This window comes from Acidovorax sp. SRI_002, from assembly GCF_057586455.1.
The window spans coordinates 450,348-469,623 of record NZ_JBYCZW010000005.1; the positions used below are offsets into that span (position 1 = coordinate 450,348).

Genomic DNA, 19,276 nt, shown 5'->3' on the forward strand with positions numbered 1-19,276 from the left:
CGGATGATCATCGGCAAACCTAAGGAAAGTAACAATGAAGCTAGCTGACAACAAAGCCACCCTGTCGTTCAGTAACGGCGGTCCCAGCGTGGACCTGCCGGTCTACCAGGGCACCATTGGCCCGGATGTCATCGACATCCGCAAGCTGTATGCGCAGACGGGCATGTTCACCTATGACCCAGGCTTCCTGTCAACGGCAGCCACCCAGTCCGCCATCACCTACATCGACGGCGACAAGGGCGAGTTGCTGTACCGCGGCTACCCCATTGAGCAGCTGGCTGAAAACTGCGACTTCCTGGAAACCTGCCACCTGCTGCTGTACGGTGACCTGCCCAACGCAGCGCAGAAGACCGACTTCACGAGCCGCGTGACCAACCACACCATGGTCAACGAGCAGATGCAGTTCTTCCTGCGTGGCTTCCGCCGTGACGCGCACCCCATGGCCGTGCTGACCGGCCTGGTGGGCGCCCTGTCGGCCTTCTACCACGACAGCACGGACATCAACAATCCGCAGCACCGTGAGATCGCCGCCATCCGCCTGATCGCCAAGATGCCCACGCTGGTCGCCATGGCCTACAAGTACGGCATGGGCCAGCCCTACATGTACCCGCAGAACAACCTCTCGTATGCCGGCAACTTCCTGCGCATGATGTTCGGTACGCCCTGCGAAGAGTACAAGGTCAACCCCGTGCTGGAGCGCGCACTGGACCGCATCTTCATCCTGCACGCTGACCACGAGCAGAACGCTTCGACCTCCACGGTGCGCCTGTGCGGCTCGTCGGGCACCAACCCGTTCGCTGCCATCGCCGCTGGCGTGGCCTGCCTGTGGGGCCCTGCCCACGGTGGCGCCAACGAAGCTGCCTTGAACATGCTGTACGACATCCAGGCCCAAGGCGGCGTGGAAAAGATCGGCGACTTCATCAAGCAGGTCAAGGACAAGAACTCCGGCGTCAAGCTCATGGGCTTTGGCCACCGCGTGTACAAGAACTACGACCCCCGCGCCAAGCTCATGCAAGAGACTTGCAATGAAGTGCTGGCCGAGCTGGGCCTGGAAAACGACCCGCTGTTCAAGCTGGCCAAGGAACTGGAAAAGATCGCCCTGGAAGACGACTACTTCGTGCAGCGCAAGCTCTACCCGAACGTGGACTTCTACTCCGGCATCGTGCAGCGCGCCATCGGCATCCCCGTGAACCTGTTCACCGGCATCTTCAGCCTGGCCCGCACCGTCGGCTGGATCGCCCAGCTGAACGAAATGATTGGCGACCCCGAGTACAAGATCGGCCGCCCCCGCCAGCTGTTCACCGGCTCCGTGCGCCGCGACGTGCCCCCACTGGCCAGCCGCTGATCGCTGGCACGGCGCCCAGCGCGCCGTCCGCCCCTCCCCAAGCCCGCAGGCCTTGTGCCTGCGGGCTTTTTTCATGGGCGCCACACCAAGGACAGGCCCCGCTGGGTACACATACTCCCCCCTAGTTAAAAGGTTTTTTAACGGCCTACCGCGCGACCAGTATGGGGCTATCTTTTATACTGCCACCCAGTACACAGGCAGCACCCGCACCCCACACCCGCAGCCCATGCCCCACACCCCCGAAGACAAGCAACGCGCCATCACCCGCCTGCGCCGCATCAAGGGCCAGGCCGAGGCGCTGGAGCGCGCCGTGGAGGCGGGCAGCGACTGCGCCCCCATCCTGCAGCAGCTGGCCGCCATGCGCGGCGCCGTGCACGGGCTGATGGCCGACCTGCTCGACAGCCATGTGCGCGAGACGCTGGCGGAAAAACCAGCACCGTCGCAGCAGGCCATTGACGAAACACTGGCGTTGCTTCGCTCCTACCTCAAATAGACCGTCCCCATCCGATTGACCGAAAGGAACACCCCATGAAATCCCGTGCCGCCGTCGCCTTCAAAGCCGGAGAACCCCTGCAGATCGTCGAGATCGACGTGGCCCCGCCCAAGAAGGGCGAAGTGCTCATCAAGATCACCGACACCGGTGTGTGCCATACCGACGCCTTCACCCTGAGCGGTGACGACCCCGAAGGCCTGTTCCCCGTGGTGCTGGGCCATGAAGGCGCTGGCATCGTTGTGGAAGTGGGCGAAGGCGTGACCAGCGTGAAGCCCGGCGACCATGTGATCCCGCTCTACACCGCCGAATGTGGCGAGTGCCTGTTCTGCAAGAGCGGCAAGACCAACCTGTGCGTGAGCGTGCGCGCCACACAGGGTAAGGGTGTGATGCCCGACGGCACCACGCGCTTCAGCTACAACGGCCAGCCCATCTACCACTACATGGGCTGCAGCACCTTCAGCGAATACACCGTGGTGGCCGAGGTGTCGCTCGCCAAGGTCAACTCCAACGCCAACCCCGAACAGGTCTGCCTGCTGGGCTGCGGCGTGACCACGGGCCTGGGCGCCGTCAAGAACACTGCCAAGGTGCAAGAGGGCGATACGGTCGCCGTGTTCGGCCTGGGCGGCATCGGCCTGGCGGTCATTCAAGGCGCCAAGCTGGCCAAGGCCGGGCGCATCATCGCCGTGGACACCAACCCGTCCAAGTTCGACCTGGCCCGCACCTTTGGCGCCACCGACTGCGTGAACCCCAAGGACTTCGACAAGCCGATCCAGCAGGTCATCGTGGAGATGACAACCTGGGGCGTGGACCACAGCTTTGAGTGCATCGGCAACGTCAACGTGATGCGCGCCGCCCTCGAATGCGCACACCGCGGCTGGGGCCAGTCGGTCATCATCGGCGTGGCCGGTGCGGGGCAAGAGATCAGCACCCGCCCCTTCCAGCTCGTCACCGGCCGCAAGTGGATGGGCACGGCGTTCGGCGGCGTCAAGGGCCGCAGCGAGCTGCCCGGCATGGTCGAAGACGCGATGGCGGGCAAGATCCAGCTCGCGCCGTTTGTCACGCACACCATGGGCCTCAAGGACATCAACGAAGCGTTTGATTTGATGCACGAAGGCAAGTCGATCCGCTCCGTCGTTAAATACGCGGTGGCCTGAGCCCTGCAGAGCAGCCAACGTTTGAGACGCCCGAACGCCCCTTTACCCGTTCGGGCTGAGCCTGTCGAAGCCATGGCACGCCTTGCCACCAACCCTTCGACAGGCTCAGGGCAAACGGGCTCGGTCTAAGGTCAATTTCCAATTCGAGCAGAGAAGACCTCCAGCGCTTATCCATCAAGCGCTAGCAGCTATTATTTTCAGAGCATCCACCATGACCACCTCCCTGGAACCCCTCAGCAGCCACGCCTGCTTTGGCGGCGAGCAGCGCTTCTACCAGCACGCCTCCACCGAAATCGGGCTGCCGATGAAGTTCTCGGTGTTCCTGCCCCCGCAGGCGCAGCAAGGGCCCGTGCCCGCCCTGCTCTTCCTGGCGGGGCTGACCTGCACCGAAGAAACCTTCATGGTCAAGGCCGGTGCCCAGCGCCTGGCGGCCGAGCTGGGCCTGGCACTCATCGCGCCCGACACCAGCCCGCGTGGCGCCAACGTGCCGGGCGAGGCCGAGAGCTGGGACTTTGGCGCGGGCGCAGGCTTTTATCTGGACGCAACCCAAGCGCCCTGGCACACCCACTGGCGCATGGAGAGCTACCTTCTGAAAGAGCTGCTGCCGCTGGTCTCAGCCCAGTTGCCCATCGACGGCACCCGCCTGGGCATCACCGGCCACTCGATGGGCGGGCATGGCGCGCTCACGCTGGCGCTGCGCCACCCAGGCCGGTTCCAGAGCCTGTCGGCCTTTGCACCCATCTGCGCGCCCACCCAGTGCCCATGGGGTGAGAAAGCCTTCACGGGCTACCTGGGCGCAGACCGCACGGGCTGGATCGAGCACGACGCCACGGTGCTCATGCAGCACCAGCCGGTCGCGCCGTACCCAGCGGGCATCCTCATCGACCAAGGCCTGTCCGACAAGTTTCTGGCCGACCAACTGCACCCACACCTGTTCGAAGCTGCGTGCCAGGCCATCGGCCAGCCGCTCAGCCTGCGCCGCCACGCGGGCTACGACCACGGCTACTACTTCATCCAGACCTTCATGGCCGACCACCTGGCGCACCACGCCAGAAACCTGCTGCCGCAGTCCGAACGTTAATGCGGCCTTAAGCCTCGGGCGCCACAGTGCGCCCCATGCCTTTGATACTGCAGCGCCTGCTGCTTCCCCACCTGGCCACGGGCACCGCGCCCCGGCCCGTTTCCACCGCAACACGCCACCTGCACCCCGCCTGGGTGGTGGTGCTCATCAGCACCTGGCTGGCCACGGCCTGCAATGTGCCGCTGTGGCGCGAGGTGGCGCAGTTGCCGGGCCAGGGCAGCCTGCGCGGCTGGGGCTTTGCCATCGCGTTTGCGCTCATCGTGGCAGCGGGCAATGCCGCACTGCTGAGCCTGCTGGCCTGGCGCTGGACGCTCAAGCCCGCCGCCACCGTGCTGGTGGTGATGGCTGCGTTTGGCGCGTATTTCATGCTGGCCTACGGCGTGGCCATTGACGCCAGCATGCTCACCAACGTGCTGCAAACGGACGTCAAAGAGGCGGGTGACCTGCTCAACTGGCGCATGCTGGCCACCGTGCTGGCGCTGGCCGTGCCACCGCTGTGGTGGCTGCTGCGCCGCCCCGTGTTGCGGCTGAGCACCCTGCGCCACGCGGCGCACAACGGGCTGCTGCTGGCGGGCGCCATCGCCGTCATCGTGGTGTGCCTGCTGCTGGTGTTCCAGGACTTTGCATCGACCATGCGCAACCACACCAAGCTGCGCTACCTGATCAACCCGCTCAACAGCGTGTACGCGCTGGGCAACATCGCCACCAAGCCCCTGCGCATGGACACCAGCAAGCTGCTGCCCCTGGGGCGCGATGCACAACTGGGCGCCAGCTATGCGGGCCAGGCCAAGCCCCCGCTGCTGGTGCTGGTGCTGGGCGAAACCGGCCGCAGCGGCAACTTCGGCATCAACGGCTATGAGCGCAACACCACACCGCTGCTCGCGGCCCGCACGGACCTCGTCAGCGCCCGCAACGCCTGGTCGTGCGGCACCAGCACCGCAGCATCGGTGCCCTGCATGTTCTCGCACCTGGGCCGCACGGGCTACGAAGCGCGCGCTGCCAACTTTGAAAGCCTCATCGACGTGCTGCACCACGCAGGCCTGGCCGTGCTGTGGGTAGACAACCAGTCTGGCTGCAAAGGCGTGTGCGACCGCATTGGCGAGACCCTCACCAGCGCGCCAAAAAGCCCGACGCCAGACCCCGCCCTGTGCCCCGGCGGCGAATGCCTGGACCGCGTGATGCTGCAAGACCTGGACACCCGCATCGCCGCCCTGCCCGCCGAACAGCGCCAGCGCGGCACCGTGGTCGTGCTGCACCAGATGGGCAGCCACGGCCCCGCGTACTACAAACGCTCGGCGCCCGACAACAAGAAGTTTGGCCCCGAATGCACATCCACCTCCCTGCAGGAGTGTGAACGCCAGCAGGTCGTCAACGCGTATGACAACAGCGTCGTGGAGACGGACTTTTTCCTCGATTCAGTGCTCAAATGGCTCACAGCGCAGGATAGCAAAGCGCAAACAGCTATGATTTATGCAGCAGACCATGGCGAATCACTGGGCGAGAACAACCTCTACCTGCACGGCCTGCCCTACTCCATTGCGCCCGACGTGCAAAAGCATGTGCCGTGGATCACCTGGCTCTCGCCCGCCATGCAGGCGCGCACCCAGGTCGCCACCGGCTGCCTGCAGCACGAGCTGGCCGAGCGGCGCATCACCCACGACAACTACTTTCACTCGGTGCTGGGGCTGATGGATGTGAAGACTGGGGCGTACAGCGCGGGGCTGGACATGTTTGCAGGTTGCCGACAGGCGGCAGGGGCGGCCAGAGCGGCGGGCTGACGCGGAGTCGGGCCTGCCCGGGCGCCATGCCCCAACCGCAACAATGAACTTCTGCGCGCCTCACGCCGCCCCTGGCAGCAGCAGAATCTTGCCGACGTTGACGCCAGATTCCATGCGACTGTGGGCCTGCGCGGCATCTGCCAACGGGTAGGTGCTGTCAATCACCGGCCAGATCGCACCGGCCGCCAGCGCAGGCAGCCACCGCTCGGCAAAGCGCTGCACCATGGCCTGCTTGACCTCGGGCGGGCGCGACTTCATCACCGTGCCAAAGATCTGCAGATGGCGGTACAGCACGGCGTCCATCGGCAACGTGGCGCCTTGCGCACCACCCAGCAAGCCCACGGCCACCATGCGCCCGCCCACGGCCAACGACCGCACGTTGCGCTCCAAGTATGGCGCACCAATGAAGTCGATCACCACGTCCACACCTTTGCCGTCCGTTGCCTGCGCCACCACGGCCGCAAAGTCCTCGCTGCGGTAATCAATGAACACATCTGCGCCAAAGCCCAGCACTGCATCGCGCTTGTCACCGCTTGCTGTGCCAAACACCCGTGCGCCCGCCGCTTTCGCCAGTTGCACCGCCGCCGAGCCCACGCCGCCTGCGGCTGCGTGGATCAGCACCGACTCGCCCGCCTGCAGGTTGGCCAGGTGGAACAGCGCCTCGTGTGCAGTCACAAACACCTCCGCCACCGCACCCGCTGCCACCAGGCCCAGGCCCTCCGGCACATGCATGGCCATGCGGTGGTCGATGCGCGACAGCTCGGCGTAGGCCCCGCCGCCCACAATGCCCATCACACGGTCGCCCACGGCAAAGCCGCGCACCAGCGGGCCCACCTCGACCACCGTGCCCGCGATCTCCAGCCCCATGGTGTCCGCATCGCCAAAGTAGGCGCGACCGTAAGCCCCCTTGCGGTGCAACAGATCAGCGCGGTTCACGCCGATGGAGGCGTTGCGCACCAACAGGTCGTGCGGACGCACCTCGGGGGTCGGGACCTCCCGGGCCACCAGCACCTCAGGCCCACCGAAGTCGTCGAACACGATGGCCTGCATGGTGGGTGGTACGGCGGTCTGCACAGTGGCGGGATGTTGTTCACTCAAAGCGGTGGGCATGGGTTGCAGTCCTCAAAAATGTCATTCAGGCTTGCAAGGTTACAGCGCCAACACACAATTCAAACGCAGCAATTTCGCTCTTTAGTGATGCAAAATTGCATCACCACCTCAGGATGAACACCACCATGAACTGGGACGACACCCGCGTCTTTCTCGCGCTGACAAGAGCTCCCTCCTTGCGCGCCGCCGCGCGCAGCCTGGGCATCGACCAGGCCACCGTGGGGCGGCGGCTGAATGCACTGGAGGCCGAGCTGGGCGCCAAGCTGTTCCTGCGTGCCAAAGATGGATACCTGCTCACGCCAGCAGGCGAAACGGCCCTGGCAGCCGCCCGCCGCATGGAAAGCGCAGCCCTCGACCTGCGCACCAAAATCGAAGGCCAGGACGAAAACCCCGGCGGCATCGTGCGCGTCACCAGTACCGACTCCATCGCCATCGACCTGCTGCTGCCCGCCGTCGAGCGCCTGCAGCGGCACTGGCCCCACATCCGTGTGGACCTGGAGGTCTCCACCCAGTTGCTCAGCCTCAGCCGCAGGCAGGTGGACATAGCGTTTCGCAACGTCCGCCCGGAGACGCCCGACCTGATCGTGCGCCGCGTGGTGTCATGGCCGGTGGGCCTGTTTGCCAGCGCGGGCTATATCGAGCACTTTGGCGAACCCGTGCCCGACGACGAGCTGCGGGGCCACCACCTGGTGGCCTATGGCCCCTACCTGGAGCACAGCCCGTTTCTGACCATGGCCGGTGTGCCCGCCCGCCAGGCCCGCATCGCCATGGCCGTGCGCTCCAGCCTGCTGGTGCGCAAGGCGGTGGCAGCGGGCATTGGCCTGGGTGAAATGCCGGTGTGGATGGGCGAGCGCGAAGGCCTGGTCCGCATCTGGCCCCAACGCCGCCGCACCACCGATTACGAGGTCTGGCAAGTCATGCACCCCGACCTGCAGCGCACCGCCCGCGTCCGCGCCACGGCAGAGTTTCTGTCGGAGGCATTTGGTCAGGCGTAGCGGAAAACGGCATGCTGCTTGGCGCTGCCTTCGCAACCAAAGCATCAGCAAACCTGAACTGGCCGACCGACCGAAGAAGCAACCCATTCATCAATCGGTCAGCGGCGGCAATACCTGCTGCGCCATACTCCGGCACCTATTCCATCTGCTTCATTCACCACCCCATGCAGCACACCATCCAGCACCAGGAGCAAGACGCCAAAGGCGCCTTCACCATCGAGAACAGCGGCCAGCGCCTGGCCGAGATGACCTACAGCCGCACCAACGCCACGATGGTCATCGTGGACCACACCGAGGTAGATCCATCACTCAGCGGGCAAGGTGTCGGACGCGCACTGCTCGACGCGCTGGTGCTGTGGGCGCGGGCTACGGGTACCAAAGTGGTCCCGCTGTGCCCGTTTGCCAAGGCACAGTTTGACAAGGACGTGGCTATTCGGGATGTGCTGGTTTAGGCAGGCCCTATGACGGGGACGCGACAGCCTCAACCCACTGATTGGATCCGCTCGCCGGGGTTTTTTTTGCTTCTTGGAGTCAGACGTCGCTTGGGCAAAATGGCAGCACCATGCGCCAGCACTCCCATCCGTCGCACGAGCCGACTCACGTCGGATAGCCACCACATGCTGCTCAGGATCAACGTTCAGCCTCACCAGGAGCGTCGCACTTGATTCGTCTCACCATCGCCATTGCATCCGTGGTTCTGCTCATCGGATGCGCGGGGCCCCGTTTTGATGCCGGACGGACAGAAACGGTACTTCCACTGCATCGTGCCTGGGTTGACGGGCGACAGGTGGAATACATCACGACAGACATCTCGGACGGCGCCATGGCGGAGGCCGCCGGTGTGAACCATGTCCCTCGCCTGCGCGACGCCATCGCCGCGCGCCCCTCGGTGCTGGAGCGTGTGTACAAATTCTCGCAGGGCGAACAGATCAGCATCTTTCAATCTGCGCCACATCCCGTGGGCGCGGCGAACACGGACCGAAGCTACAGCCCACTGTGGCGCCTCGTCCTGGTGACGAGAACGACACACGATCCGGGGCCCGAGCTGACATCGGAGGAGGAGCTATTGGCTGCCGAAGAAAAAGGCCTGGTCTCGCTCGAAGTCACCGATATCGTCATCAACTGCCCCGTAACGCGGGCTGTCGGTGGCGGGGGCCTGGCAGGGGTGCGGTAAGACGGGCCGCAGCTCAACCGGGTGTCAGTTCCTGGCGTTCCACGAGGGCTGATGTGAGAAGCCGCATTGCTGCGCCTCTAAACCGTCGGCACCGTGCCCCCATCAATCACATGCTCCGAGCCCGATATCGCTCCCGCACGCGGTGACACCAAAAACGTGATCAGGTCGGCCACCTCTTGCGGTCTGGCGGGGCGGCCCAGCGGGATGCCGCCCAGCGACTGCATGATGATCCGCTTGCCGCCTTCGTAGTCCGTGCCCGCCTGGGTGGCCACGCGCTCGGCCAGGGCGACGGCGGCTTCGGTTTCGACCCAGCCGGGCGAGACGCTCAGCACGCGAACGCCTTGTGGCGTGACCTCTTTCGACAAGGCCTTGCTGTAGGTGGACAGGGCCGCCTTGGCAGCGGCGTAGGCGGTGGTGGACCCGGGCAGCGGCAGCACGCGCTGGATGGAGCTGACGTGGACGATGACGCCCGCGCCCTTGGCCAGCATGGCGGGCAACAAAGCGCGGTCCAGGCGCACGGCGGGCATCAGGTTCTGGTTCAGTTCGTTGAACCACTGCGCATCGTCCAGCGCTGCAAAGCCCCCGCCTGGCGCGCTGGAGCCGCCCACCACGTTGATCAGAATGTCCACGCCGCCCCAGTGCGTGAGCACCGCCTGCACAACCTCTACAGCGCCTTCTGCGGTGGAGACGTCGGCAGGCACGTACAGCACGCCGCCAATCGGGTGCGGAGGGGCTGAACGCGCGGTAGCCATCACCTGCACACCGGCGTCCACCAAAGCCTGCACCACTGCAGCGCCCACGCCTTTGGTGCCGCCCGTGACGAGTGCGCGCTGGCCGCGCAGTTGAAGGTCGAAGCTCATACCGTGATCTCCAGCGACGCAATCAGGCCACGCACAAGGCGAAAGCGGTAGCGCAGATCGACCGGGCTACCAGGGAAGTTGCCCTCGACGCGGCTGGTGACGACCTGGTGGCCGTCGCTCTGCTGCAGCGCAAAGGGTTCGGTGGTGTACGTGTACTTTGTCGATGCCGCGGCCTTCCAGGCCTTGATGGCGTCGATGCCCGAATGGGTGCGGCCCTCGTCCTTGACGACGGCCTGTGCCGTGAAGCACCGGGCAATGGCCTCAGCGTTCTTTTGTTGGTCGGCCGCAAAGTAGGCGGCAATGGCGTCAGGGAGGCTCAAAGGGGTCATGGTGACAAACTCCTTGGGTTGGTCGATGGGCTAGTCATCGGGTGGTGGAGTCGTCAGCATGCGCCTGTAGCACCAATTAGTGAATGGCCTAGAATTTGAATAGGCTATGTAGAAAAAAACACAGAATGCGTGGATCGGATTTTGCAGAACTGAAGGCCTTTGCCGCCGTGGTCGAGCGCGCGAGCTTTGCGCGCGCGGCGGATCACCTGGGGCTGTCGCCGTCGGCGCTGAGCCAGACGATTCGCCAGCTGGAAGCCCGCTTGGGCGCGCGATTGCTGAACCGCACCACGCGCAGCGTGGCGCCCACAGCCACCGGGGCGCAGCTGTATGCGCGCATGGCCCCTCTATTTCGGGACATGGCCGACGCAGTGGCCGAAGCCAGTGCGGCGGCCGGCCAGATGGGGGGCACGCTGCGCATCAACACGCTGGGCATGGCCGCCACACAGGTCATCGCGCCACGGCTTGGGCGGTTCCACCAGGCCCACCCGGATGTGGTGCTGGACATCGTGGTGGACGACGGGCTGAGCGACATCGTTGCGGGCCGCTTTGATGCGGGCATCCGCGTGGGCGGGCGGCTGGAAAAAGACATGATCGCCGTGCGCCTGACACCGGACGTGAAGATGATTGCCGTGGCCTCGCCCGACTACCTGGCGCAGCGCGGCACGCCAAAGGCGCCGGCCGACCTGCACGGCCACGCGTGCATCAACTGGCGGCTTCAGATGGATGGCCGGACCTACCGCTGGGAGTTCGAGAAAAAAGGAAAACGGGTGGAGATTGCGGCAGAAGGACCGCTGGTGACCAACCACTCGGACATGGGCGTGGCTGCGGCCGTGCAGGGCCTGGGCATTGCCTATGCGTTTGACCGTGAGCGGGTGGACAACCACATTGACCAGGGGCGGCTGGTGCAGGTGCTTGCCGACTGGTCGGTGGCAAAGCCCGGCCTGTTCCTGTACTACTCCAACCGGCGCCATCCATCACCGGCATTGACGGCTTTCATCGACTGCCTGCTGGACCGTGATCTGCCAGAACCCAGGCCTGGCTTGCAACGCCCATCAGTGAATGCGGCTGTGCAGAGGACTCCACGTCGGTAATGGGGTCTTGGGTGGCCGATATCAGCCATTCAAGCCAGAAGCGTCGCCCTCACCGTCCTTCCATCCACCCCTTCACCTCGCCCATCAGATGTCCCCGGAACACCTCCGCAATCGGTGACAGCTGCTTGCCCTTGGGCCAGACCAGGTGCCATTGCGACTGGATGGGGAAGCCCTGCACGTTGAGCACGGCCAGGCCCTCTTGGTGGGGGCCGAGGCTGTGGCGGGAAACGATGGAGACGCCCAGCTGGCCTTCCACCGATTCCTTGATGGCCTCATTGCTACCAAGCTCCAGTACGGCGCTGGGAACAAAGCCCAGCTGACGCAGGTGCGTGTCGGTGGCCATACGGGTACCGGAGCCTTTTTCGCGCAGGATGAAGCGCTCGGCCTGCAATTGCGTGAACTTGACGCGCTTTTTCGCAGCGAGTGGGTGGCCCGCGGCGGCGATGACGACGAGCGGATTGGGCATGAGGATGTGGTCTTCCAGCGGCAAATCGGCCGGAGGCATGGACATGACGTAGAGGTCGTCCAGGTTGCTGCGCAGCCGGTTGATGACATGGTCGCGGTTGAGCACCTCCAGCGAGATGTCGATCTGCGGGTGCAGCTTGCAGAAGCTGCCCAGCAGACGCGGCACAAAGTATTTGGCGGTGCTGACCACGGCGACCTTGAGGCGTCCGCTGGTGAGGCCCTTGGCGCCAGACACCCGCTGCTCAAACGCATCCCACTCGCCCGCAATGGCGCGCGCGGTGCGGGCCAGGGCATGCCCCGCTTCGGTGAGGTGCACGCGGCGCGAGATGACTTCGTACAGCGGCAGGCCCACGGCCTGAGACACCTCGCGCAGCTGCATGGAGGCGGTGGGCTGGGTGACGTGCATGACCCGGGCGGCGGCGCTGACGCTGCCGGTTTCGGCCAGCGCCAGAAAAAGGCGCAGCTGGCGAAAGGTGATGTTCATAGATTTTTATCTATAGATAAGCGCATTCGAATCGATTTTACTTTGCACCCTGCACTGCATAGCATTGGCGCCCAAGGAGTTGAATGATGCAAAGCTTGCTGGACCCTGCGATCCTATTTTTTGCCCTGGGTGTGTTTGCGGGCCTGGTGCGGTCCAACCTGGAGATGCCTGCGGCGATCTCGAAGTTCTTGTCGATCTACCTGCTGATGGCGCTGGGCCTCAAGGGCGGGTTTGCGCTGGCGGCGTCGGGCTTTACGTCCAACGTGGCCACCAGCCTGGGGCTGGCAGTGCTGCTGGCCATCGTGGTGCCGCTGGTGGGCTATGCGCTCTTGCGGCGGGTGCTGTCGGGCTTCAATGCGGCGGCGGTGGCAGCCACCTATGGATCGGTGAGCGCGGTGACGTTTGTGACGGCCACGCAGTACCTGGAGTCGCAGCACATCGCCTACGGCGGCCACATGGCGGCGGCGATGGCGCTGATGGAGTCGCCCGCCATCATCCTCGCAGTGCTGCTGGCGAATGCGCTGCGGCAAAAACAACAGGCGGTGGCCATGGCCACCGCCGCCCCGCCCGTGGTGGCGATGACAGGCGGGGGCGCCGCCACGCTGGGCGGTCATGGCCCGGGCAGCGTCAGTGGGAAGGGCGGCCCCCACCTGTCGGTGGGCAAGATCCTGCACGAGTCGTTCACCGATGGCACGCAGTTGCTGCTGCTGGGCGCGATGCTGATTGGTCTGCTGACGGGAGATGCGGGCAAGGCGGCCATGCAGCCGTTTTCGGGTGATCTGTTCAAGGGCATGCTGTGCCTGTTCTTGCTGGACATGGGCCTATCGACCGCACGCAACCTGCCTGCGGTGCGCCAGCAGTCGCCCTGGCTGCTGGCCTATGCGGTGCTGGGCCCCATCACCCACGCCACGCTGGCGCTGGGCCTGGCCTGGCTGGTGGCGGTGCCTGCAGGCGATGCGGTGCTGCTGATGGTGCTGGCGGCCAGTGCGTCCTACATCGCCGTGCCTGCGGTGGTGCGCTATGCCATCCCCGAGGCCGACCCGTCGCTGTATGTGAGCCTGTCGCTGGGGCTGACGTTTCCGCTCAACATCGTGCTGGGCATTCCGCTGTACACGCAGGTGGTGCAAAGCCTGTGGGCCGTGTGAGGGGCAATGCATACAGCCCACACGTGGCCCCTGGCGTGCGCCTGTAGAGCCCGATTCACTTGCTATCATTTAAATAGCTATTGAGGCATACTGGACGGGCGTAAACGGCCATTTTATTCAAATCTTCAACCCAATGCGCCACACAGCCGTGTCAGAACAGGCTGCTTTGCCCCTGCAGCAGCCCGGGGCGGAACTGGCCCACGTCCAGCTCCACGCGTTCGCGGTTCAGGCCCAGCCTGCGGCAGGTGGTGGCAAAACGCTGGCGCACCAGGTCGGACCACAGGCCGGTGCCTTTCATGCGGGTGGCGAAGTCGCTGTTGTAGGTTTTGCCCGCGCGGCGCTCGGCGTCGCTGAGGTGGTGCAGGTCTTGCACACGGGCCATCACGCGCGCGGCGCGCTGGGGGTAGTGCACCTGCAGCCATTCGCGGAAGAGCGTATCCAGCTCCCACGGCAGGCGCAGCACGGTGTAGAAGGCGCTGCGCGCGCCCGCGTCGCGCGCAGCCTCCAGCACCTGTTCCATGTCTTCGGTGATGAAGGGGATCTGTGGCGCCACGCTCACGCCCACGGGCACACCAGCCTCGGCAAGCGCGCGGATGGTGCGCAGGCGCCGGTGGGGCGCTGCGGCGCGGGGCTCCATGCGGCGGGCCAGCGTGGCATCGAGCGTGGTGATGGTGACGTACACCGCCGCTAGGCGTTGCGCTGCGAGCGGAGCCAGCAAATCCAGGTCACGCTCCACACCGCTGGATTTGGTGATGAGCGAAAACGGGTGGCGCGCGTCGCGCATCACTTCGATGAGGCTGCGGGTGAGCTTCAGTTCGCGCTCCACAGGTTGATAGCAGTCGGTGGCCGAGCCGATATTGATCAAACGGGGCACGTAGCGCGGCGCGCACAGCTCGCTACGCAGCACTTCGGCAATGTTGTGTTTGGCCACGATCTGCGTTTCAAAGTCGAGCCCCGGTGAGAAGTTAAGGTAGCTGTGGGTAGGCCGCGCGTAGCAGTAAATGCATCCGTGTTCGCAGCCCCGGTAGGGGTTCACCGAGAGTTCAAAGAAGATGTCTGGCGAGTCGTTGGCGCAGATGGCGCTGCGCGCGGCTTCGAGATGCACGCGGGTAGCGGCGGGGGCGGCGGATGCATCGTCGCCCGCATCGTTACCCCCCGGCAGTTGGCCCCAGCCGTCGTCGGCCGCCTCGCGCACATCGCGCGCAAACCGGTGAGCCAGGGCCGTGGCCGCGCCCCGGCCACGGATGGCCTGCAGCGGGATGCGGACCTCTTCGGGCGGCGCGGGGATGTCGGACTTGTCCGTGAAGGTGCGAGACATAACTGTATAAATATACAGCCATTTGGTGCTGCGTGCTTGCCCCTCCGCCCCCGCAAGCATGCGCGCGGCCTTGGCACGGTTTACTCCTTGAACAGCTGCTCGATCAGCCCCCGCATCCACTGGTTGCCGGGGTCGCTTTCAAAGCGGCGGCTCCAGTGCAGCGACACCGTGAAGTCACGCAGCGGCAGTGCGGGCTCGATCAGGGTGTAGCCACCGTCGGCCGCAAAAGTGCGTGCGATGTTGCGGGGCATGACCACGGCCAGGTCCGTGGCCCGCACGATGGCGGGCAGCACCATGAAGTGCTCGGTGGTCAGGCGGATGCGGTCCTGCAACTGTTGCATCTCCAGAATGCGCAGGGTGTCGGAGTGGGTGCGCACGGCCACAAATTCCAGCTGGTGCAGGGCGCTGAGCAGGACAGGGCCGCTGCGCCTGGTGGCGGCGAAGGGGTGGCCTGCGCGCAGCAGCACCATGTAGCGGTCCTGGAGGAGCTGCACACGCTGCGTATCCTTCACCGTGGGCAAAAAGCCAAAGGCGAAGTCGATGGCACCACTGTCCAGCCGCTGGGGGATCTCGTGGCGTGGCACGGGCAGGGTCTCCAGACGCACTCCGGGCGCCTGATGCTGCAGTGCCACCATCAGGTCGGGCAGAAAACGGCCTTCGCCAATATCGCTCATGTGAATGCGGAACACCTTGTGCGACTGCAAAGGGTCAAACAGGGCCGACTCGTTGAGGGCCTCTTCCAGCAAACCCAGCGCGCTGCGCACGGCGTCGGCCAGCCGGTCGGCCTTGGGGGTGGGCTGCACGCCGCCGCCTGCGCGCACAAACAGCGGGTCTTTGATGAGCAGGCGCAGCCGCGTCAGCGCCTGGCTGGCTGCCGGCTGTGTCAGGTCCAGCAGCTCTGCGGCCCGGCTCACATTGCGTGTGCGGTAGACGGCATCGAACAGGCGCAGCAGGTTGAGGTCGATGTCCTTGATATGCATTGAGTGAATACCGCTTAGTCACTTCATTGTATTGATGGATAGAGAAAGCCGTCCGAAGATGCGGGGATGCCTTCAGAACAACCCCATCTCCCCACCGTGCGCGAGGCCGTGCTCGACCTGCTGCGCGGCTTTCACATCGATACCATCTTTGGCAACCCGGGCTCCACCGAGCTGCCACTGTTCCTCGACTTTCCCAGCGACTTCCGTTACATCCTGGGCCTGCAGGAATCGGTGGTGGTGGGCATGGCCGACGGCTATGCGCAGGCCACCCACAACGCCGCCTTTGTGAACCTGCACTCGGCGGCCGGCGTGGGGCACGCCATGGGCAATATCTTCACGGCACACAAGAACCGCACGCCCATGGTCATCACGGCCGGGCAGCAGGCGCGCTCCATCCTGCCGTTCGACCCCTTCCTGTTCTCGGGCCAGGCCACCGAGCTGCCCAAGCCCTACGTGAAGTGGAGCGTGGAGCCCGCGCGCGCCGAAGACGTACCCCTGGCCATCGCCCGCGCCTACTACATCGCCATGCAGCAGCCGCGTGGGCCGGTGCTGGTGTCCATACCCGCAGACGATTGGGACAAGCCTTGCGAGCCGCTGAAGGCGCGCACCGTGAGCACCGAGTCGCGCCCCGAGCCCCGGGTGCTGCAGGCCATCGGCGATGCGCTGGATGCCGCGCGGCGCCCCGTCTTCGTGGTGGGTGCCGCCGTGGACCGCGACCGTGCCTGGGACGAGGTGGTGGCGCTGGCCGAGCGGCACAACGCTGCCGTGTGGATTGCCCCCATGGCGGGCCGCTGCGGCTTTCCGCAGGACCACCGCCTGTTCGCCGGGGTGCTGCCCGCCATGCGCGAGAAAATCGTCGCGCTGCTCGCCGGCCACGACCTGGTGTTTGCGCTGGGCGCCGCCGCCTTCACCTACCACGTGGAAGGCTTTGGCCCGCATGTGCCGCCGGGCGCGCAACTGGTGCAGCTGATTGAAGACCCCGGCACCGCCGCCTGGACGCCTGAAGGCACCTCGGCCGTTGGCGGCATCCGGCTCGGGGTGCTCGACCTGCTGGCGCGCCCCGCACCACCGCCACGCGCCTTGCCACAACCGCGCCCCGCACGCCCGCGTGTGGAGCCCACGGGGCCGCTGATGAGCGTGCCCTATGTGATGCAGACCCTGGCCGAGGTGCGCGACGCGGCCTCCATCGTGGTGGAAGAAGCGCCCAGCTCGCGCGCAGCCATGCACGCCTACCTGCCCATTGTGCAAAGCGAAACCTTCTACACCATGTGCAGCGGCGGCCTGGGCTATGGCATGCCTGCCGCCGTGGGCGTGGCGCTGGCCAAACCCGACAAGAAGGTGATCGGGCTGCTGGGTGACGGCTCGGCGATGTATTCCATCCAGGCCCTGTGGAGCGCGGCGCAGCTGAAGCTGCCCATCACCTTCATCATCCTCAAGAACCGCCGCTACGCGGCGCTGCAGGAGTTTGCCCCCACCTTCGGCTTCCACGCAGGCGACAAGCTCGAAGGCACCGACCTGCCAGATCTCGACTTCCTCGCGCTCGCCCGTGGCCAGGGCTGCGAGGCCGTGCGTGTGAGCGACCCCGCCTTGCTGCACCAGGCGCTGCGCGATGCACTGGCCAGCCCGCGCGGCATCCTGGTTGAGGTGGACGTGGCCTGACAGGCCCTGCACAACCCGTTCTTCCCGGCTCACCCCATCACCACAACACACCAGACCCGGCGCACCCGGGCGCTCACCCTGACTGGAGACAACCATGCACATCGTTCACAACCCGCCCTCCCCAACCCCCCGCCACCTGCTGCGCACGCTGGCATGCGCCGCTGCCAGCGTGCTGCTCAGCACCGCCGCCATGGCAGACACCTGGCCCAGCAAGCCGATCAAAGTCATCGTCAACTTCCCCGCCGGGGGCGCCGCCGACCAGATTGCGCGCGCCGTCACCCAGCCCCTGCAGGCCGCGCTGGGACAGTCGGTGGTGGTGGAGAACCGGGGCGGTGCGGGCGGCAACATCGGCGGGGAGGCTGTGGCCAAATCCCCGGCCGATGGCTATACCCTGCTCATGAGTTCGGGCGGCATGGTGTCAGTCAACCCGCACCTGTATCCCAAGATGCCTTTCGACCCCGTCAAGGACCTGACACCCGTGGCTGCTGCTGCACGGGTGCTGGTCTTCCTGGAGGTGCGCCCCACACTGCCGGTCAACACCATCCAGGAGTTCCTCGCGCACCTGAAGGCCAACCCCGGCAAGCTGAGCTTTGGCACGCCGGGCAACGGCAGCTCGCCCCACCTGGCGGCCGAGATGCTCAAGACCCAGGCCAATGTATTTGCGGTGCATGTGCCCTACCGGGGCGCGGCACCGGCCATGCAGGACCTGCTGGGTGGGCAGCTGGACTTCATGTTCGACCCGGGTATCGGCCTCTCGCATGTGAAAGCGGGCAAGCTCCGGCTGCTGGCCGTGGGCAGCGCCAAGCGCTCACCCCTCTTCCCGGACGTTCCCACACTGGACGAAGTGGGCCTGAAGGGCTTTGACGCAGACACCTGGTTTGGTTTTTATGCACCGGCGGGCACACCGCCCGACGTGGTCACGCGCCTGAACCGCGAGATCAACAAGGTGCTGGGCACGCAGGCCGTCAAGGACCGCATCACGGCGCTGGGCGGGGTGCCTGCCCCCATGTCGCCCACCGACTTCAACGCACGGGCTTCCATCGACAGCGCACGGTTTGGCGCACTGATCAAGGCGCGCAACATCCAGGGAGATTGACCGCGCGTGGCAGTGCGAGATTCGCGATGGTCTACAGTCCCGCGCTTTGTCACCACCTTAGAGGTACTGCCATGGCGCGCAAGCCCCAGATCATCCTGTCGTCGCTCGACGTTGACCGCATCGAAGCCCTGCTGGCCGCCATCCCGGCCAGTGTCTTCCCGGGCAAGGCGGACCTGCAAGCAGAGCTGGACCGGGCCGATGTGGTGCCGCCCGAGGACATCCCGCCCAACGTGGTGACCATGAATTCCACCGTGCAGTTCTCCATCCTGGAGACGGGCAAGGAGTTCTGCCTGACCCTGGTCTACCCGCGCGACGCGGATGGCACTGCGGACCGCATCTCGATCTTCGCGCCCGTGGGCAGCGCCCTGCTGGGCCTGGCGGTGGGCGATGAACTGGCCTGGCCCGGACCGGGCGGCAAGTCGATGACGGTGCGCGTGAAAGACATCCTGTACCAGCCTGAAAGTGCCGGCGAACTGCATCGTTGAATTCGGGACACCCCCTGAGGCGCTGCGCGCCTTCCCCTCGCTCTCACAGCGCTGCGCACTGCGGGCGGGGGGACGCCGCCCTCGCTGCGGGGCGGCCCCTGCTTGGCTGCCCTGGCCTTTGAGCACGCCGGTTTCTGAGGCTATTGGGTAGCTGGAGCCCGCTGGAGCACTGCGCGCCTTCTATTCCCGGCGAGCCCTGCCTGGAGGGTGCAAGTGAGTGCCACGGATTGGGGT

At 65.6% G+C, this 19,276-nt stretch carries 19 protein-coding genes; 13 read left to right on the plus strand and 6 right to left on the minus strand.

The window, feature by feature from the left end; all coding sequences use genetic code 11:
- Positions 1-34: 34 nt before the first annotated feature.
- The 5 genes from AC2YJX_RS16400 to AC2YJX_RS16420 all read left to right on the plus strand — a co-directional run bounded on the left by AC2YJX_RS16400 (position 35) and on the right by AC2YJX_RS16420 (position 5,851).
- Positions 35-1,345, plus strand: a complete 1,311-nt coding sequence (locus AC2YJX_RS16400) for a citrate synthase (protein ID WP_487256657.1) — start codon at positions 35-37, stop codon at positions 1,343-1,345.
- A gap of 226 nt (positions 1,346-1,571) precedes the next feature.
- On the plus strand, positions 1,572-1,838 hold the full coding sequence (locus tag AC2YJX_RS16405; RefSeq protein ID WP_055402789.1) for a metal/formaldehyde-sensitive transcriptional repressor: 267 nt from the start codon (positions 1,572-1,574) through the stop codon (positions 1,836-1,838).
- Positions 1,839-1,873: 35 nt separating this feature from the next.
- Positions 1,874-2,992: an S-(hydroxymethyl)glutathione dehydrogenase/class III alcohol dehydrogenase gene (locus AC2YJX_RS16410; protein ID WP_431152387.1), complete on the plus strand. Its 1,119-nt coding sequence runs from the start codon at positions 1,874-1,876 to the stop codon at positions 2,990-2,992.
- A 211-nt stretch (positions 2,993-3,203) separates the two neighbouring features.
- Positions 3,204-4,073, plus strand: a complete 870-nt coding sequence (fghA, locus tag AC2YJX_RS16415) for an S-formylglutathione hydrolase (protein WP_487256658.1) — start codon at positions 3,204-3,206, stop codon at positions 4,071-4,073.
- 35 nt (positions 4,074-4,108) lie between these two features.
- Complete coding sequence (locus AC2YJX_RS16420) at positions 4,109-5,851, plus strand: phosphoethanolamine transferase (RefSeq protein ID WP_487256659.1); 1,743 nt, start codon at positions 4,109-4,111, stop codon at positions 5,849-5,851.
- 60 nt (positions 5,852-5,911) lie between these two features.
- On the opposite strand, the gene AC2YJX_RS16425 is transcribed toward AC2YJX_RS16420, so the two are convergent.
- Entirely contained in the window at positions 5,912-6,901 is a 990-nt protein-coding gene (locus tag AC2YJX_RS16425; RefSeq protein ID WP_436131203.1) for an NAD(P)H-quinone oxidoreductase, read from the minus strand.
- Positions 6,902-7,086: 185 nt separating this feature from the next.
- Between AC2YJX_RS16425 and AC2YJX_RS16430 the strand changes: the two genes are divergently transcribed.
- The 3 genes from AC2YJX_RS16430 (at position 7,087) to AC2YJX_RS16440 (ending at position 9,130) form a co-directional block, all read left to right on the plus strand.
- Entirely contained in the window at positions 7,087-7,956 is an 870-nt protein-coding gene (locus AC2YJX_RS16430) for a LysR family transcriptional regulator (RefSeq protein WP_487256660.1), read from the plus strand.
- Between the two features lie 11 nt (positions 7,957-7,967).
- A complete protein-coding gene (locus AC2YJX_RS16435; RefSeq protein ID WP_370641323.1) occupies positions 7,968-8,408 on the plus strand; it encodes a GNAT family N-acetyltransferase in 441 nt (146 codons plus the stop codon).
- Between the two features lie 209 nt (positions 8,409-8,617).
- Positions 8,618-9,130 carry a DUF7482 domain-containing protein gene (locus AC2YJX_RS16440; protein ID WP_487256661.1) on the plus strand — a complete coding sequence of 171 codons (513 nt, stop codon included), beginning with the start codon at positions 8,618-8,620 and terminating at the stop codon, positions 9,128-9,130.
- A 77-nt stretch (positions 9,131-9,207) separates the two neighbouring features.
- On the opposite strand, the gene AC2YJX_RS16445 is transcribed toward AC2YJX_RS16440, so the two are convergent.
- Both AC2YJX_RS16445 and AC2YJX_RS16450 read right to left on the minus strand, forming a co-directional pair.
- Entirely contained in the window at positions 9,208-9,990 is a 783-nt protein-coding gene (locus tag AC2YJX_RS16445) for an SDR family oxidoreductase (RefSeq protein ID WP_487256662.1), read from the minus strand.
- Positions 9,987-10,319: a nuclear transport factor 2 family protein gene (locus tag AC2YJX_RS16450; RefSeq protein WP_487256663.1), complete on the minus strand. Its 333-nt coding sequence runs from the start codon at positions 10,317-10,319 to the stop codon at positions 9,987-9,989. Before AC2YJX_RS16450 ends, AC2YJX_RS16445 begins: the two co-directional genes overlap by 4 nt.
- A gap of 125 nt (positions 10,320-10,444) precedes the next feature.
- On the opposite strand from AC2YJX_RS16450, the gene AC2YJX_RS16455 reads away from it, so the two are divergent.
- Positions 10,445-11,410: a LysR family transcriptional regulator gene (locus AC2YJX_RS16455; protein ID WP_487256664.1), complete on the plus strand. Its 966-nt coding sequence runs from the start codon at positions 10,445-10,447 to the stop codon at positions 11,408-11,410.
- Positions 11,411-11,459: 49 nt separating this feature from the next.
- Here the strand turns inward: AC2YJX_RS16455 and AC2YJX_RS16460 are convergent, their stop codons facing one another.
- Positions 11,460-12,359 carry a LysR family transcriptional regulator gene (locus AC2YJX_RS16460; RefSeq protein WP_487256665.1) on the minus strand — a complete coding sequence of 300 codons (900 nt, stop codon included), beginning with the start codon at positions 12,357-12,359 and terminating at the stop codon, positions 11,460-11,462.
- Between the two features lie 86 nt (positions 12,360-12,445).
- Here AC2YJX_RS16460 and AC2YJX_RS16465 point away from each other — a divergent pair, with 86 nt between their 5' ends.
- The gene (locus AC2YJX_RS16465) at positions 12,446-13,504 is read left to right on the plus strand and encodes a sodium-dependent bicarbonate transport family permease (protein WP_487256666.1); all 1,059 of its coding nucleotides are present in this window, start codon (positions 12,446-12,448) and stop codon (positions 13,502-13,504) included.
- 151 nt (positions 13,505-13,655) lie between these two features.
- On the opposite strand, the gene AC2YJX_RS16470 is transcribed toward AC2YJX_RS16465, so the two are convergent.
- Both AC2YJX_RS16470 and AC2YJX_RS16475 read right to left on the minus strand, forming a co-directional pair.
- The gene (locus AC2YJX_RS16470; protein WP_487256667.1) at positions 13,656-14,822 is read right to left on the minus strand and encodes a PA0069 family radical SAM protein; all 1,167 of its coding nucleotides are present in this window, start codon (positions 14,820-14,822) and stop codon (positions 13,656-13,658) included.
- Between the two features lie 80 nt (positions 14,823-14,902).
- Positions 14,903-15,802 carry a LysR family transcriptional regulator gene (locus AC2YJX_RS16475; protein WP_487256668.1) on the minus strand — a complete coding sequence of 300 codons (900 nt, stop codon included), beginning with the start codon at positions 15,800-15,802 and terminating at the stop codon, positions 14,903-14,905.
- A gap of 66 nt (positions 15,803-15,868) precedes the next feature.
- On the opposite strand from AC2YJX_RS16475, the gene mdlC reads away from it, so the two are divergent.
- The 3 genes from mdlC to rnk all read left to right on the plus strand — a co-directional run bounded on the left by mdlC (position 15,869) and on the right by rnk (position 19,042).
- The gene (gene mdlC / locus AC2YJX_RS16480; RefSeq protein WP_487256669.1) at positions 15,869-17,461 is read left to right on the plus strand and encodes a benzoylformate decarboxylase; all 1,593 of its coding nucleotides are present in this window, start codon (positions 15,869-15,871) and stop codon (positions 17,459-17,461) included.
- A 94-nt stretch (positions 17,462-17,555) separates the two neighbouring features.
- Complete coding sequence (locus AC2YJX_RS16485) at positions 17,556-18,557, plus strand: Bug family tripartite tricarboxylate transporter substrate binding protein (protein WP_487256670.1); 1,002 nt, start codon at positions 17,556-17,558, stop codon at positions 18,555-18,557.
- Between the two features lie 71 nt (positions 18,558-18,628).
- A complete protein-coding gene (gene rnk, locus AC2YJX_RS16490; protein ID WP_055394263.1) occupies positions 18,629-19,042 on the plus strand; it encodes a nucleoside diphosphate kinase regulator in 414 nt (137 codons plus the stop codon).
- Positions 19,043-19,276 lie beyond the last annotated feature (234 nt).